Genomic DNA, 17,398 nt, shown 5'->3' with positions numbered 1-17,398 from the left:
CGACAAATTATTTGTCAATATTATAGAAGAAAAAAAGAAAAGTTAGATGATTCTCTTGAAGAATTGAAAAAATTTTTATAAAATGGTTGCATAGAAAACTAAAAACAGATATAATCGAACTACGCAAACGTTTTCGTTGAACAAAACGTAGATTTTAACTAAGAAAAATATTGAGGTGACAAGATGAAAGAACGTCAAAGTGGTGTTCTCATGCATATTTCTTCTTTGCCAGGGAAATACGGAATTGGATCTTTTGGGAAAAGTGCGTATGATTTTGTAGATTTCTTGGTAAGAACTAAGCAACGCTATTGGCAGATTTTGCCACTAGGCACGACTAGCTATGGAGACTCTCCTTACCAATCTTTTTCTGCTTTCGCAGGAAATACTCACTTTATTGACTTAGATCTTCTTATAAAAGAAGGTTTGCTTCAAGAAAGTGATTTAGATGGTGTGGATTTTGGAAGTGATCCAAAAGCTGTTGACTATGCTAAGATATTCGAAGCACGTCGTCCACTATTGGAAAAAGCTGTTAAAAATTTCCTTCAAAGCTCTGATTTGAAAGCTTATAAAAAATTTGTTGCAGACAATGCTAACTGGTTAGATCTGTATGTTGACTACATGGCAATCAAAGAGCACTTTGATTTGGCGGCGTGGACAGAGTGGTCTGATGAAGACATTCGCCTGCGTAAGCCAGAGGCCTTGGCTGATTACCGTGAGCGCCTGAGCGAACAGATGGAATACCATCGTGTTACGCAATACTTCTTCTTCCAACAATGGCTAGCTTTAAAAGATTATGCGAATAAGCATCATATTGAGATTGTCGGAGATATGCCAATCTATGTAGCAGCAGACAGTGCTGATGTTTGGGCACAACCACATTTCTTTAAAACAGACGCTGTTGGTAAACCAACTTGCGTGGCAGGATGTCCGCCTGATGAATTCTCAGAAACAGGCCAGCTTTGGGGGAACCCAATCTATGACTGGAAAGCTATGGATAAAGATGGCTATTCTTGGTGGGTTGAGCGTCTGCGTGAAAGCTTTAAGATTTATGACATCGTTCGTATTGACCATTTCCGCGGATTTGAATCTTATTGGGAAATCCCAGCGGATTCAGAAACAGCTGCAACGGGTAAGTGGGTAAAAGGCCCTGGATATGCTCTCTTTAAAGCTGTGAAAGAAGCTTTGGGAGAACTGAATATCATTGCGGAAGACCTAGGCTTTATGACTGATGAAGTCATTGAGCTTCGTGAGAAGACTGGTTTTCCAGGAATGAAGATTTTGCAGTTTGCCTTCAATCCAGATGACGAAAGCATTGATAGTCCACACTTGGCACCTCATAACTCAGTAATGTATACAGGAACTCATGATAATAATACTGTTCTTGGCTGGTATAAGGATGAGATTGACGATCCGACACGGGAATACCTAGCTGTTTATACTAACCGTAAAGAATATGAAACAGTTCCTCATGCTATGCTTCGTACAATCTTTGCTTCTGTTAGCTATATGGCGATTGCAACCATGCAAGATTTACTGGAATTAGATGGTTCTGCAAGGATGAACTTGCCATCTACTATTGGTGGCAACTGGCAATGGCGTATGACAGAAGACGAACTGTCTAAAGAAGTAGAGGCAGAGTTGCTCTCTCTAACAACTATTTATCGCCGAATTAATACAAAACTTAAACCCAAAAATAATGTAAATCAGAATTCTAAAGGAGAAAAAAATGTCTAAATTACAGCAATACGTGCAAAACGCGTATCAAAAAACAATTGCTGATTGTACTAATGAAGAACTCTATACTGCTCTTTTGAACTATACAAAAGAATACAGTGCAACTAAACCTGTCAATGATTCAAAGAAGAAATTGTACTATATTTCTGCTGAGTTCCTGATTGGTAAACTTTTGTCAAACAACTTGATCAACCTCGGCCTTTATGATGATGTCAAAAAAGAATTGGCTGATGCAGGTAAAGATTTGATTGAAGTAGAAGAAGTTGAATTAGAACCATCTCTTGGTAATGGTGGTTTAGGCCGTTTGGCTGCCTGCTTCCTTGATTCAATCGCAACTCTTGGTTTAAATGGAGACGGCGTAGGTTTGAACTACCACTTTGGTCTCTTCCAACAAGTGTTAAAAAACAATGAGCAAACAACAATCCCTAACTTCTGGTTGAGTGATCAAAACTGGTTGGTAAAATCTACTCGTAGCTACCAAGTGCCTTTTGCAAACTTTACTTTAACTTCTACACTCTATGACATTGATGTACCAGGTTATAAGACAGAAAAGAAAAACCGTTTGCGCCTCTTCGATTTAGATTCTGTAGACTCTAGCTTGATTGAAGAAGGAATTGATTTTGACAAGACAGATATTGCTCGTAACTTGACTCTTTTCCTTTACCCAGATGATAGTGACAAGCAAGGTGAACTTCTTCGTATCTTCCAACAATACTTTATGGTTTCAAATGGTGCGCAATTGATCATTGATGAGGCAATCGAAAAAGGAAGCAACTTGCATGATCTTGCAGACTATGCAGTTGTACAAATCAATGATACTCACCCTTCAATGGTTATCCCTGAGTTGATCCGTCTCTTGACAGAACGTGGGTTGGAATTTGACGAAGCTGTAAACATTGTCAAGTCAATGACTGCTTATACAAACCACACTATTCTTGCAGAGGCTCTTGAAAAATGGCCGCTAGAATTCTTGGAAGAAGTTGTTCCTCATCTTGTTCCGATTATCAAGGAACTTGACAAACGTGTCAAGGAAGTTTACAAAGATCCTGCTGTCCAAATCATTGACGAAAATGACCGTGTTCATATGGCTCATATGGATATCCATTATGGATACAGTGTTAACGGGGTTGCGGCTCTCCACACTGAGATCTTGAAGAACTCAGAGTTGAAAGCTTTCTATGACATCTACCCTGAAAAATTCAACAACAAAACAAACGGTATTACTTTCCGTCGTTGGCTTATGCATGCTAACCCACGCCTTTCTCACTATTTAGATGAAATTCTTGGTAATGGTTGGCACCATGAAGCAGAAGAACTTGAAAATCTTTTGTCTTATGAAGATAAAGCTGCTGTCAAGGAAAAATTGGAAAGCATCAAAGCTCACAACAAACGTAAATTGGCTCGTCACTTGAAAGAACACCAAGGTGTGGAAATCAATCCAAACTCTATCTTTGACATCCAAATCAAGCGTCTTCACGAGTACAAACGCCAACAAATGAACGCTTTGTATGTGATTCACAAATACCTTGACATCAAGGCTGGAAACATTCCTGCTCGTCCAATTACTGTCTTCTTTGGTGGTAAAGCAGCTCCTGCTTACACAATTGCGCAAGATATTATCCACTTGATCCTTTGCTTGTCAGAAGTCATTGCAAACGACCCAGCAGTAGCTCCACACTTGCAAGTAGTCATGGTTGAAAACTACAATGTTACTGCAGCAAGCTTCCTTATCCCAGCGTGTGATATCTCAGAACAAATCTCACTTGCTTCCAAAGAAGCTTCAGGTACTGGTAACATGAAATTCATGTTGAACGGAGCCTTGACTCTTGGTACTATGGATGGTGCAAACGTGGAAATCGCTGAGTTGGTTGGCGACGAAAACATTTACATCTTCGGTGAAGATTCAGAAACTGTTATCGATCTTTATGCGAAATCTGCTTACAAATCAAGTGAATTTTACGCTCGTGAAGCTATCAAACCGTTGGTTGACTTCATCGTTAGTGATGCTGTTCTTGCAGTAGGTAAGAAAGAACGCTTGGAACGTCTTTACAACGAATTGATCAACAAAGACTGGTTCATGACTCTCCTTGACTTGGAAGACTACATCAAAGTCAAAGAGCAAATGCTTGCTGACTATGAAAACCGCGACGCATGGTTGGATAAAGTTATTGTAAACATTGCTAAAGCTGGTTTCTTCTCAGCTGACCGTACGATTCAACAATACAATGATGAAGTGTGGCATTTAGATAAATAAAAAATTCTTTTGGATAGCCCCATCAGTTAGGCCTTGATTCTGACTGATGGTTTTTTGTTTTTCGAAGGATAAAGACATGAGCTTCCTAGTTAAAGGGAGTAGGCATATAGAAAAAGAGGAAGAAATGTCGCATTTTTCTGCTGTTTTATGACCTTATATTTGATTTTATGTATAAAATTTATTTGTCGTGTTTATTATGTATGGATTGCATAAAAATTAGATGAAATATCCTTGACAGTGTTATAGAAGAATATATAATATAAAGTAAGGGATTGTGCCCAAATATAAAGGAGGAAAATGTTGTGAAAAAGATGAATAAAAAGCTCTTTCATGCATTTATGACGCTGTTGTTAATAGTATCGGTATTCATACCTCTACTAAAAACAAGTTACACAGTTAAAGCGGAAGAATTACCGTCAAACAGCTATACGATGACAACCTCTCCAACCATTAATAATAATCGGTTGGTTGATGGTGCCAAGTATGGTGAAGGAAAGTTTTATCTGAATCCGACCTACAAGTTTGATGATTCTGCCACTTTGAAGAACGGGGACTTTATGGTTTATAAAGTGCCAAAAGAGTTTAAAGTTGAGCGTGACATCACGACAGATATCTACGCCAAGGATGGAGCCACTAAAATCGCAGAACTGCAGACAAATGCTGCAACTAATTCTGCTACAGTGACCATCACTAATGAAGAATACTTCAAAAATCTGACAGAAGATCGTGAATTGACTGCTTTATTCACTGTAGTTTGGGCGGATGATGTCGAGTTAAATAAGGAATACAGCATTGATATTCCTGGTGCCGGGACATACAGATTGACTCGTATCGTACCAGATGATGATCCTACTGGTTATACCAAGTGGGGTGTCCAAGATGCTGATGATCCTAATTATGTTAACTGGCGTATTCGTATCAATCGTTACGTAAAACCTGTTACAGGAGTTAAGATTGAGGATACAATCCCTGAAGGTCAAGTCTTAGCGAGTGAAATTACTGGATATTACTTTACTGAGTGGAATAAGGCTGAGGCTCGTCCAAGACTGGATGCTTCACATGTAAATGTTACAGGTGCAAACTCTTTCACTATCACTCCAAATGGAAATGGTGACTTGAGTACACAAGGTCTATATGTTTTGTACCGTACTCGTTTGACTGCTCCAGTTGATAATACTACCAAGAAAGCTTTCAACAATGTGAAAGTGACAACATCAGATGGTGTTTATGATGTGGATGGCTTTGCCTCTCTGACAACTACTGAAGGAATTGGATCAGGTGCTCGCCCTTCTGAAGTTGAATTTGAAGTTACAAAACAACTGAATGGTGGAACATTGAAAGGTGATGAATTCATCTTCCAATTGATTGATCCAGATGGCAAAGTAGTTGAAACTGCCAAAAACAACAAAGACGGACAAGTTAAATTTAAGGCCATTAAATTTTCAACAGCTGGTACTTTCAAATACCAAATCAAAGAAGTGGATGAGAAAGAACCAGGCTATGTTTATGATAACAAGACGATTAATGCTGAAGTTACAGTAACAGATGTCTATGGAGAAAAGTTTGCAAGTGTCAAATACGACAACAAAGTATTTGTGAATTCCTACTCTGCCAAACCAACTACAGCAACTATTGAAGCAATTAAAGTTTTGAAAGGCAAAGCCCTTGAAGCTGACAAGTATGAGTTCGAGCTCAAAGAAGGCGATACAGTCGTTGGTACAGCTAAAAACAAAGCAGATGGTTCGATTAGTTTCCCAGCAATTGAGTATACTGCTGCAGGACCTCATACATATACAATTACTGAAAAAGCTGGTAATGAACCAGGTGTGACTTATGATACGGCTTCACACACAGTAACCGTAGATGTTGCGGATAATGGACGTGGTCAGCTTGAAGCAACTGTTCCAGCTGAGAAGCCAGTCTTCACCAATACTTATGCTGCAAAACCAGGTAAAAAAGTAATTGAAGCTAAAAAAGTTTTAAATGGTAAAGAACTTGAGGCCGACAAATATGAGTTCGAGCTCAAAGAAAACGACAAAGTCGTTGGTACAGCTAAGAATACTGCAGATGGTTCGATTAGTTTCCCAGAAATTGAATACACTAAGGCAGGAACTTATACTTACACTATGTCAGAAAAAGCTGGTAATGAAGCCGGTGTGACTTATGACAAAACTTCACACAAAGTAACTGTAGAGGTTGTGGACAATGGTCAAGGTCAGCTTGAAGCGACTGTTACAAGTGAAAAACCAGTCTTTGTAAACGATTATGTTGCAAAACCAGGTAAAAAAGCAATTGAAGCTAAAAAAGTTCTAAACGGTAAAGCCCTTGAAGCAGATAAGTATGAGTTTGAACTGAAAGACTCTGAAGGAAATCTTGTTGATACCGCTAAGAACAAAGCAGATGGCAGCATTACTTTCAAAGAAATTGAGTATAAAGGACCAGGTCTTCATACTTATCTCGTGTCAGAAAAAGCTGGCAAGGAAGAAAACGTTACCTACGATACAAATACTCACGAAGTAACTGTGGAGGTTGCGGATAACGGCCAAGGTCAATTGGTAGCAACTATCACTAGTGAACAACCAGTTTTCACTAACACTTATACAAAACCAGCTCCAGCTGCTGATACCATTACAATTGAAGCGACAAAAACTTTAGTTGGAAAGGAATTAGAAGCAGGTAAATATGAATTTGAATTGAAGGAAGGCGACAAAGTCATCGGCACGGCAACAAATGCTGCAGATGGAAAAGTTGTATTCCCATCAATCACATATACAGAAGCAGGTACACATACCTACACTGTTGCTGAAAAAGCTGGCAATGAAGAGAATGTTACTTACGATACGACAGTCCACACAGTAACCGTAGAGGTTGCAGACAATGGCCAAGGTAAGTTAGTATCTACAATTACTGGCAATAAACCAGCATTTGTGAATAAATACACTGCACCAACTCCACCGCCAACTCCAAATCCGCAACAACCAACTCCAGCCACTGCAACTATTCAAGCAAACAAAGTCTTGACTGGTAAAGAGCTGAAAGATGGTCAGTTTGAATTTGAGTTGACTTATCAAGGTAACGTAGTGGATACTGCCAAGAATAAAGCGGATGGCTCAGTAACCTTTAAAGCACAAAGCTTCACTTCACCAGGTAAGTATGAATACACTATTACTGAAAAAGCTGGTAATGAAGCAGGTGTGACTTATGATAAGACAGTTCACAAAGTGACTGTAGAAGTTGCTTATGATACGAATGGTAAACTTGTAGCGACCGTTACTGGTAACGGACCAACCTTTACCAATACGTATGCTGCTAAAACACCTCCAACATCATCTGAAGAAAAACCAAAACCATCAGGTGATAAGCATGAAGATCCTAAGAAGGAAGAACCTAAAAAAGAAGTGAAGAAAGAATTGCCTAAGACAGGAACAGCTGAGTTTTCAGTCTTCTCTGTTCTTGTTGGCTTCCTGCTTCTTGCAGCTTCAGTCTTCTTATATCGTACTAAAAATGTTAATTAATCTTTGGGTTTAAAAAGAAAGAGAGCGATGAAAAACCTTCATTAAAAAGGTTTGTCGCTCTCTTTTTTATTTAAAATAGTCCTAAACTATGATATTTTGATATAATGGTGACATGAGTAGAATTTTAGATAATGAACAAATGATGGATGAAGAAATGGTGGAGCGCACGCTTCGACCACAATATCTGCAGGAGTATATTGGCCAAGATAAGGTCAAGAATCAGTTGAAGATTTTTATTGAAGCAGCAAAACTAAGGGATGAGGCTTTGGATCATGCTCTTTTATTTGGCCCTCCTGGACTGGGGAAGACGACCATGGCTTTTGTGATTGCCAATGAGCTGGGTGTGAATATCAAGCAGACTTCGGGACCAGTTATTGAAAAAGCAGGAGATTTGGTTGCTATTTTAAATGATTTAGAGCCTGGTGACGTTCTTTTTATCGATGAAATACACCGTCTGCCAATGGCAGTAGAAGAAGTCCTCTACAGTGCTATGGAAGATTTTTACATCGATATCATGATTGGTTCAGGGGATGCTAATCGTAGTGTCCATCTTGATTTGCCACCATTTACCCTCATAGGTGCCACCACGCGTGCAGGAATGTTGTCCAATCCTCTGAGAGCTCGCTTTGGTATCACAGGGCACATGGAGTACTATGAAGAAGCTGATTTGACTGAGATTGTTGAGCGAACGGCAGAAATTTTTGAGATGGATATCACTCATGAAGCAGCTAAAGAACTGGCTTTGCGTAGTCGTGGTACTCCTCGAATTGCCAACCGTCTATTGAAGCGCGTTCGGGATTATGCTCAGATTATGGGTAATGGTTTGATTGATGAGACGATCACAGATCAAGCTCTTTCCATGTTAGATGTGGATCATGAAGGTTTGGACTATGTCGATCAAAAAATTCTGAGAACGATGATTGAGATGTATGGTGGTGGTCCAGTCGGTCTAGGTACCTTGTCAGTAAATATTGCTGAGGAGCGTGAAACTGTCGAAGATATGTATGAGCCTTATTTGATTCAAAAGGGCTTTATCATGAGGACGAGAACTGGTCGTGTTGCGACTAGAAAAGCCTATGAACATTTAGGTTATGAATATATGGAGAAATAGGCTTATGGAAATAGAAGAGAAAAATCTTCTAGACCTTTTCTATGATGATCAGCATCTAATGACTATTGTAAAGATTATTCGAGACTTAAATTTACAAGATAGCTGGCTGGCAGCTGGAAGTGTTAGAAATTTCATCTGGAATCATTTGACAGGTCGGGAAAAATTTGATTTTGAAACAGATATAGATGTGATATTCTTTGATCCGACAGTCTCTTATGAGGAGACGTTACAAATTGAGAAGCGCTTGAGAGAAGCTTATCCACTCTATAGCTGGGAAGTAAAGAATCAAGTTTATATGCATATTCATAGTCCTAATACTAAGCCTTATACTAGTTCACAGGACGCTATGAGTAAATATCCAGAAACCTGTACCGCTCTTGGTTTACGTTTATTAAAAAATGATGATCTTGAGTTATTCACAGCTTATGGCTTGACTGATCTTGTTAACTTTCAAGTCAAACCCACACCGCATTTTTTAGCGGATGAGGAACGGATCAAACTTTATAGAGAACGTTTGGAAAAGAAAAAATGGCAATCTAAGTGGCTTAGGTTGGACATTTATTTGCCAGAAAAAGAAACTTAAAATTGCTTTAAGATAATTTTAAGTTGGCTCGAGTATACTGTAGTCGTAAGTTAAGAATACTTAGCTTGAACTCCTAAAACTTTTCTTTTTCATAATAATCTCCCTAAAAGACCACCCAATCAGGTGGTCTTTTGCTGCTTATTGGAAGGAAGAAAAATGCTAAATTGGCAGAAAAGCGTCCAGTTTTTTTGGAGGTCAGCAACCTATTTAATGTCATTTTCTGATATAATTAAGAAGAGGTATTTCTATGAAGAAAATTGTATTTGTTTGCTTGGGCAACATCTGTCGGAGTCCGATGGCTGAGTTTGTTATGAAAAGCTTGACTGATAAATTTCATATTGAAAGTCGGGCAACTTCTAATTGGGAACATGGAAATCCAATTCACCAAGGAACTCAAGCAGCTTTGAATGAGCATGCGATTATATTTGATGTTGAAAAAACTTCTCTGCAGATGTCTGAAAAGGACTTTGCCTTCTTTGATTATATCGTTGGTATGGATGCTTCCAATGTGGCCGATTTAAAAAAGATGGCCCCTCGGAAATATCAGGATAAGATATATCAGTTTATGGATAAAAGTGTACCAGATCCTTGGTATACTAATGATTTTGATGAAACTTACCGGTTGGTTCAAGCGGGATGTGAGCGCTGGCTGGAACGTTTGGATGGATAAAAATGGATAAATTAAAAGAATTTTATAATCGCTACCAGCACTATTTGACAAGAACAAATTTTGAGATAGCTGCTGTTACACTAATTGCTTTGTCTGCGATTTTAGTTTTTACTTCTAATATTCCAGATAAAGGAGTGCTTACTCTTGATAAGGGAGCGATTAAGTATGATGGAAGTCTGGTTCATGGAAAGATGGATGGTCAAGGAACTTTGACTTTCAAAAATGGCGATAAGTACGAAGGAGATTTCAAAAATGGAATCTTTGATGGCAAGGGGAAATTTACCTCTAAGAGCGGTTGGAAGTACGAAGGTGAGTTTAGTAAAGGCCAAGCGGACGGCCAAGGCACTCTAACAACCGAGCAAAAGGTCGTTTACAAAGGAAAGTTTAAACAAGGAATTTATCAAAATGCGCATTAAATGGTTTTCATTAGTAAGGATAGCAGGTTTGCTTCTCGTTCTACTCTATCATTTCTTCCAGGGAGTGTTTCCTGGAGGCTTTATTGGGGTGGACGTTTTCTACGCATTTTCTGGATTTTTGATCACCTCACTCCTGATTGATGAATTTGCTAAACGTCAAGAAATTGATATCTTAGGATTTCTAAGACGACGTTTCTATAGAATTTTTCCGCCTCTGGTCTTTATGATTCTGATCACTCTGCCATTTACCCTCTTCATTCGCAAAGATTTTGTGGCTGGTATTGGAACGCAGATAGCGGGTGCCCTAGGTTTTGTAACAAATTTCTATGAAATTTTATCGGGCGGTAGCTACGAAAGTCAGTTTGTACCTCATTTATTTGTACATACTTGGAGTTTAGCACTTGAGGTGCATTATTATATTTTGTGGGGATTAGCAGTTTGGTTCCTAGCGAAGAAAAGTCGAAGCCTCGGCCAATTTCGGGGGATGATTTTTCTGATTTCGACAGGGATTTTCTTATTTAGTTTTCTGTCCATGTTTGTAAGTAGCTTTTTCACTAAGAATTTTTCTTCTCTTTATTTTTCAAGCTGGACACATATCTTCCCCTTCTTTGCTGGGACAGCTTTAGCTACAGTTTCGGGTGTTCAAAGTGTAGGTGCAAATTTCAAGAAACTAGAACAATCTTGGAGTATGAAGCAAACGATAGCCACTATTGGTGGTGGTTTTGCTGTCTTAATTCTTCTAACCTTCCTGCTTCGTTTTGATAATATCTTTACTTATTTAGTCGGTTTTCTCCTGGCAACGATAGCAGCCTTGGCCATGATTTTGGGAGCTCGTGTTCTCCATGAAAAGACGCCGAAGCTGGCTGAGCCAATCTGGGTCACATTTATTGCTGATACGAGTTATGGTGTTTATCTCTTCCATTGGCCTTTTTACATTATTTTCAGTCAGCTGATGGGAAATGCAGGAGCAGTATTATTAACTACTCTTCTATCCTTTGCCTTTGCAGCAGTCTCCTTCTATATTTTAGAACCTGTATTAGCTGGTAGAAAACCAGATTTGTTTGGTATTAAGCTCGATGTGAAATCAATTGCGAGACCAATTTTTTATAGTCTGATCCCTCTGGGACTCATCTGCTTCTTTATCATCTTTACTTCACCTAAGGTTGGAGCTTTTGAGGAAGACTTAATGATTAATGCTTTAAATCAAGCGGATAGTAAGATGCAATTAACTCGTAGCCAAGCGGATCAAACAACAGCTACTGATTACAATGTGGCGCCTGGAACGACCTTGATAGGTGATTCTGTAGCTTTGCGAGCTAATGACTGGTTACAAGAAGCTATTCCTGGTGTGCAATTGGATGCAGCTGTCAGCCGAAATTTGGAATCAGGTTTAGAGGTTTATCAAACAGATATTAGCAACAAGGTTCTTCTGCAAAATGTAGTCCTTGCTTTAGGAGCTAATACAGTTCCTAATTACGAAGAAGTGCTTAATAAACTGGTTGAAAAACTTCCAAAAGGACACCGTTTAATCTTAGTGACTCCATATGATGGACGAGTTGCCGGAGATGAAAATAGTGATCTAGTAAAAACTCGGCAGTACCAATTGGAATTGGCGAAGAAATATGATTATGTCTACGTAGCAGATTGGTATCAAGCAGCTATTGATAATCCTGCTATCTGGTATGGAACGGATTACGTTCACTTTGGCACTGAGTCACAAAGCATTGCTGCAGGTGGTCAATTATACGCTCAAACAATCAAGGCTACGCTTGATGAAGCTAATAAAGGTCCTGTCAAACCTTAATTTAATGATGAATATAAAGGCCCGATATTCGGGTTCTTTATATATAATATATGAAAGCGCTTACCTAATTTTTACAAGCTTCTGTGAAAATATGTAAACAAATCTATGTGAAATTAAATTATTACAAAATTTGATTTCACAAAAAAATAGAGGCAGTCGCAGCAATAAATGGAGATTGAAATATATTTCACAAACAATAATAAAAAAGTTTGTGAAATGTAAGCGAAAGTGTTTACAAAGGAAAGCAAATGGGTTATAATGAAATTGTGAAAAAATTAACAAAGGATAAATTCCTTGAAAGCTATGGAGGAAAATATGGCTGATAAAAAAACTGTGACACCTGAGGAAAAGAAACTTGCAGCTGAAAAGCATGTAGATGAGCTAATACAAAAGGCCTTGGTTGCTCTTGAAGAAATGCGCAAATTGGACCAAGAACAAATCGACTACATTGTAGCTAAGGCTTCTGTTGCAGCACTTGACGCCCATGGAGAATTGGCGCTTCATGCTTATGAAGAAACTGGCCGTGGAGTTTTTGAAGATAAGGCGACAAAAAATCTATTTGCCTGTGAACACGTTGTAAACAACATGCGTCACACGAAGACAGTTGGCGTTATTGAAGAAGATGATGTAACAGGCTTGACTTTGATTGCTGAACCAGTTGGTGTTATCTGTGGGATTACTCCAACAACCAACCCAACTTCAACTGCAATCTTTAAGTCTTTGATTTCATTGAAGACTCGTAATCCAATCGTCTTTGCTTTCCACCCATCTGCACAAGAATCATCTGCACATGCAGCTCAAATCGTTCGTGATGCAGCAATTGCAGCAGGTGCCCCTGAAAACTGTGTGCAATGGATTACCCAACCATCTATGGAAGCAACTAGCGCTCTTATGAACCATGAAGGAGTGGCTACAATCCTTGCAACTGGTGGTAACGCAATGGTGAAGGCTGCCTATTCATGCGGAAAACCAGCCCTTGGGGTAGGTGCCGGAAACGTACCAGCTTATGTTGAAAAATCAGCGAATATCCGTCAGGCAGCTCATGATATCGTGATGTCTAAGTCCTTTGACAATGGTATGGTCTGTGCATCTGAGCAAGCTGTTATCATTGACAAAGAAATTTACGATGAATTTGTAGAAGAATTCAAGTCTTACCACACTTATTTTGTAAATAAAAAAGAAAAAGCTCTTCTTGAAGAATTCTGCTTCGGTGTGAAAGCCAACAGCAAGAACTGCGCTGGTGCGAAGCTCAATGCAGATATCGTAGGTAAGCCAGCAGCTTGGATTGCAGAACAAGCAGGATTTACAGTTCCTGAAGGAACCAATATCCTTGCTGCAGAATGTAAAGAAGTTGGCGAAAAAGAGCCATTGACTCGTGAAAAATTATCTCCAGTTATTGCTGTGTTGAAATCTGATAGTCGTGAAGACGGAATTAACAAGGCTCGCCAAATGGTTGAATTTAATGGTCTTGGTCACTCAGCAGCGATCCATACTGCAGATGAAGAATTGACTAAAGAATTTGGTAAAGCAGTTAAAGCTATTCGTGTTATCTGTAACTCACCTTCTACTTTCGGTGGTATTGGGGACGTTTATAATGCCTTCTTGCCATCATTGACACTTGGATGTGGCTCTTACGGACACAACTCAGTTGGAGATAACGTCAGCGCCATCAACCTCTTGAACATCAAAAAAGTCGGAAGACGGAGAAATAACATGCAATGGATGAAACTTCCTTCAAAAACATACTTTGAACGTGACTCAATTCAATACCTTCAAAAATGTCGTGACGTTGAGCGTGTCATGATCGTTACAGACCATGCTATGGTAGAGCTTGGTTTCCTAGATCGCATCATCGAACAACTCGATCTTCGTCGTAATAAGGTTGTTTATCAAATTTTTGCAGACGTAGAACCAGATCCAGATATCACAACAGTTGAACGTGGTACAGAGATCATGCGTGCCTTCAAACCTGATACAATCATCGCACTTGGTGGTGGTTCACCAATGGACGCAGCTAAAGTAATGTGGCTCTTCTATGAACAACCAGAAGTTGACTTCCGTGACCTTGTTCAAAAATTCATGGATATTCGTAAACGTGCCTTTAAGTTCCCATTGCTTGGTAAGAAGACTAAGTTTATCGCGATCCCTACAACATCTGGTACAGGATCTGAAGTAACACCGTTTGCAGTTATCTCTGATAAGGCTAACAACCGTAAATACCCAATCGCTGACTACTCATTGACTCCTACTGTAGCCATCGTAGACCCTGCTTTGGTATTAACAGTTCCAGGATCTGTTGCTGCGGACACTGGTATGGACGTATTGACTCATGCAACAGAAGCATACGTATCTCAAATGGCCAGCGACTACACCGATGGTCTTGCCCTTCAAGCAATCAAACTTGTTTTTGAAAATCTTGAAAGCTCTGTGAAGAATGCAGATTTCCATTCACGTGAAAAGATGCATAATGCTTCAACTATTGCTGGTATGGCTTTCGCCAATGCTTTCTTGGGTATTTCTCACTCAATGGCTCATAAGATTGGTGCGCAATTCCATACAATCCACGGTCGTACAAATGCTATCTTGCTGCCATACGTAATCCGTTACAATGGTACACGTCCAGCTAAGACAGCGACATGGCCTAAGTACAACTACTACCGTGCTGATGAAAAATACCAAGATATCGCTCGCATGCTTGGCTTACCGGCTTCAACTCCAGAAGAAGGTGTGGAATCTTACGCAAAAGCTGTCTACGAACTTGGTGAGCGCGTTGGTATCCAAATGAACTTCAAGGCTCAAGGAATTGATGAAAAAGAATGGAAGAAACATTCTCGTGAATTGGCCTTCCTTGCCTATGAAGACCAATGTTCTCCAGCTAACCCACGTCTTCCAATGGTTGACCATATGCAAGAAATCATTGAAGATTCTTACTACGGTTACAAAGAACGTCCAGGACGTCGTAAATAAGTACATGGCTGAAGGAGTGAAAAACTCCTGTAAAGATCATAAAAAAATCCCTCGCTCGCATGAGTGAGGGATTTTCGTATATTGATCAGCAAAAGAGTTTCAATATTCCCCAAAAGGGCTTTATGGAATGATAACAATAAGCAGATCTTATCTAGATTTTGGCCCCTTGTTTGGTAGTTTGTAGACAGTTTTGCTTGTTGAAAAGTTGAGAATAGGATGATTTTATCTGAATGGAGTAACTTCTTTTATCCTGGTTAATGAATTTAAAAACCAGATGAGTTCATATTGCTCATCTGGTTTGTTTAGATTAATAGGCTGGCTTTTGATTGGCAAACATCAACTGAAATGGTGTTTGGATCAAATCCAGCAGTAGTTTACTGTATGTCTTTGGACACAGGCTTTCTTTTATGTTCCCTATTTCGTCTGAATTCGTACCTTAGACAGAAAAATAGGATAGTTGGAACTAATAGATTAGGAAGGTTGCCAATTTTCAGAACATGCATATCGTTTAATACATAAAAAATGACATAGACAAGATACAAGACAGTTATAACTATTTCTTTTTTAGATAACATAATGGTCTATTTTTTTCGTCTAGCTAAGTCACTACCAATAACATATGCAGCAGCGAAAATTCCGACTAAAACTCCTAAATCACCACCTTGGATTTCTGCCAAGCTTGTCTCAGTTAGTGTTTCATATTTATCAATGCTATTGAAATTACTCATGTTATTCTCCTTTTATATAAGTATAGGGTTTTAGCGGTTAATTAAATAACCTAGGCTTAGTCCAGATAGAGCTGCTACTCCAATTTTCCATACAGCAATACCCGCAATAGTAGCAGTGAAGAATTCTCCCCCTTCCACATTCATCAATTCATCTTCAGTTAGGGCTAGGTAGTGGTTTTCAATTGTTGTCATATTTTCCATTGTATATTCTCCTTTATTATATAGGTTGCCAACTGTTAAGTTGGTAGAAGTGAAGCTAGCTTTAGGACTAGCGGTTGAGCCTTATCTCATCTATGGTCTAGAGAATGAGAAGTGCAAATCTAGAGGACCGTCGATTTCCTGAAGGGGCTTGGCGTCTAAAAAACCATAAGGCAGGCATGGCAACTCCGCCACTTGTTTCTTCTAACTCTTGTTTGGTTAGTTCTTTGAATTCTTTCATTATTATCTCCAATCTTTTAGATTTTGAAAAATAGAGGCCAGAAAAGTGGTAATAAAAACATCTTGCTACTCCTTTACAGTTTGTTAAGCGATTTTGCTTACACTTAACTATTCGCAGGAAGATGAGAAAAATGAAAAAGAAAGTAAAAAAATTTAAATATCTTATTTGAGCTTTGTTATGTATAGAAAGTAAGGCAAGAAGATAAACATAAAAATTTTCAAGTAGCCTCAAAGAATAGATGTTATCAACCATGCTACTATATAGGATTTTACGATTATCAGGTTCTTTTCGTTTTTCCAAAAAATATTGAAATGTTTAAAGGGATTTATGAATATGTGGTTTGGGTTCTGATGAATTAGTCATTAAATGGTAATACAGAAGGATTGAAGAGAAAGTACTTTCTAAAAATAAAAACATATTGAAACTAATTGCAATAAATGTTAAGATAATGAATGTAAGGGCTTACAAATAATGAGTAAGGAGGATAGGAATCAAATGGAAGAGTTGAGACATAAGTTAATTGTGTCGTGTCAGGCTCTACCAAACGAACCATTACATAGCGACTTTATCATGGCTCGTATGGCAGTGGCGGCCAAAGAAGGAGGTGCTAGCGGAATTCGGGCTAACTCGGTTATAGACATCAAGGCGATTAAAGAAGCGGTGGATTTGCCAGTTATTGGGATTATCAAGAGAGATTATCCAGACGCTCAAGCTTTTATTACACCAACTATGGTGGAAGTAGATGAGCTGATGGAAGCCCATCCGGAGATTATCGCTTTAGATGCGACAAATTCTAGTAGACCTCAAGGAGAGAGTTTAAAAGCATTTTTCCAGAAAGTGAAAGAAAAATATCCTCAGCAGCTTTTGATGGCTGATTGTTCAACTCTTGACGAGATGCTGGAAGCTGATCGAATGGGATTTGATTTTATCGGAACAACCTTGGTGGGCTATACTAGTCAGAGCCAGGGAGATAAGATTGAAGCCAATGACTTTGAAATCATCCGAAAAGCTTTAGCTGAGATTCAGCACCCTCTGATTGCTGAGGGGAATATTGATAGCCCTGAAAAGGTGAAAAGGGTTCTAGAGCTGGGAGCCTTTAGTGTGGTAGTTGGATCTGCCATTACACGGCCGCAGCTGATTACAAGGAAGTTTGCAGACGCAACGAAAGAATAGAAAA

At 39.0% G+C, this 17,398-nt stretch carries 12 protein-coding genes; 10 read left to right on the top strand and 2 right to left on the bottom strand.

Features of this window, described 5'->3' with window-relative positions; all coding sequences use genetic code 11:
• Window positions 1-183 precede the first annotated feature (183 nt).
• From malQ to adhE, 9 genes are all read left to right on the top strand, one after another.
• Window positions 184-1,734, top strand: a complete 1,551-nt coding sequence (malQ, locus tag HMPREF0847_RS10320) for a 4-alpha-glucanotransferase (RefSeq protein ID WP_008808135.1) — start codon at window positions 184-186, stop codon at window positions 1,732-1,734.
• Complete coding sequence (gene glgP, locus HMPREF0847_RS10315) at window positions 1,727-3,988, top strand: glycogen/starch/alpha-glucan family phosphorylase (protein ID WP_008808136.1); 2,262 nt, start codon at window positions 1,727-1,729, stop codon at window positions 3,986-3,988. Before malQ ends, glgP begins: the two co-directional genes overlap by 8 nt.
• Window positions 3,989-4,290: 302 nt before the next feature.
• On the top strand, window positions 4,291-7,503 hold the full coding sequence (locus tag HMPREF0847_RS10310) for an SGO_0107 family LPXTG-anchored pilin-like protein (protein WP_008808137.1): 3,213 nt from the start codon (window positions 4,291-4,293) through the stop codon (window positions 7,501-7,503).
• Window positions 7,504-7,615: 112 nt separating this feature from the next.
• On the top strand, window positions 7,616-8,614 hold the full coding sequence (gene ruvB / locus HMPREF0847_RS10305) for a Holliday junction branch migration DNA helicase RuvB (protein ID WP_008808138.1): 999 nt from the start codon (window positions 7,616-7,618) through the stop codon (window positions 8,612-8,614).
• Between the two features lie 4 nt (window positions 8,615-8,618).
• Window positions 8,619-9,197: a nucleotidyltransferase family protein gene (locus HMPREF0847_RS10300; protein WP_008808139.1), complete on the top strand. Its 579-nt coding sequence runs from the start codon at window positions 8,619-8,621 to the stop codon at window positions 9,195-9,197.
• A gap of 247 nt (window positions 9,198-9,444) precedes the next feature.
• On the top strand, window positions 9,445-9,867 hold the full coding sequence (locus tag HMPREF0847_RS10295) for a low molecular weight protein-tyrosine-phosphatase (protein WP_008808140.1): 423 nt from the start codon (window positions 9,445-9,447) through the stop codon (window positions 9,865-9,867).
• Window positions 9,868-9,869: 2 nt separating this feature from the next.
• Window positions 9,870-10,283 carry a hypothetical protein gene (locus tag HMPREF0847_RS10290; RefSeq protein WP_008808141.1) on the top strand — a complete coding sequence of 138 codons (414 nt, stop codon included), beginning with the start codon at window positions 9,870-9,872 and terminating at the stop codon, window positions 10,281-10,283.
• Window positions 10,273-12,087 (top strand): acyltransferase family protein, encoded by a 1,815-nt coding sequence (locus tag HMPREF0847_RS10285; protein ID WP_008808142.1) that lies wholly within the window; start codon window positions 10,273-10,275, stop codon window positions 12,085-12,087. Before HMPREF0847_RS10290 ends, HMPREF0847_RS10285 begins: the two co-directional genes overlap by 11 nt.
• Before the next feature lie 315 nt (window positions 12,088-12,402).
• A complete protein-coding gene (gene adhE / locus HMPREF0847_RS10280; protein ID WP_020992838.1) occupies window positions 12,403-15,054 on the top strand; it encodes a bifunctional acetaldehyde-CoA/alcohol dehydrogenase in 2,652 nt (883 codons plus the stop codon).
• Between the two features lie 581 nt (window positions 15,055-15,635).
• Here the strand turns inward: adhE and HMPREF0847_RS11300 are convergent.
• Both HMPREF0847_RS11300 and HMPREF0847_RS11295 read right to left on the bottom strand, forming a co-directional pair.
• The gene (locus tag HMPREF0847_RS11300) at window positions 15,636-15,782 is read right to left on the bottom strand and encodes a hypothetical protein (protein WP_020992837.1); all 147 of its coding nucleotides are present in this window, start codon (window positions 15,780-15,782) and stop codon (window positions 15,636-15,638) included.
• Between the two features lie 30 nt (window positions 15,783-15,812).
• Window positions 15,813-15,983, bottom strand: a complete 171-nt coding sequence (locus HMPREF0847_RS11295; RefSeq protein WP_008808145.1) for a hypothetical protein — start codon at window positions 15,981-15,983, stop codon at window positions 15,813-15,815.
• 709 nt (window positions 15,984-16,692) lie between these two features.
• Between HMPREF0847_RS11295 and HMPREF0847_RS10275 the strand changes: the two genes are divergently transcribed.
• On the top strand, window positions 16,693-17,394 hold the full coding sequence (locus HMPREF0847_RS10275) for an N-acetylmannosamine-6-phosphate 2-epimerase (protein WP_008808147.1): 702 nt from the start codon (window positions 16,693-16,695) through the stop codon (window positions 17,392-17,394).
• Window positions 17,395-17,398: the final 4 nt, after the last annotated feature.

The organism is Streptococcus sp. 2_1_36FAA (assembly GCF_000161955.2).
Classification (GTDB): Bacteria; Bacillota; Bacilli; order Lactobacillales; family Streptococcaceae; genus Streptococcus; species Streptococcus gordonii.
Note: the sequence above shows the minus strand (reverse complement) of the source record. Positions and strands in the feature narration are given on the sequence as shown.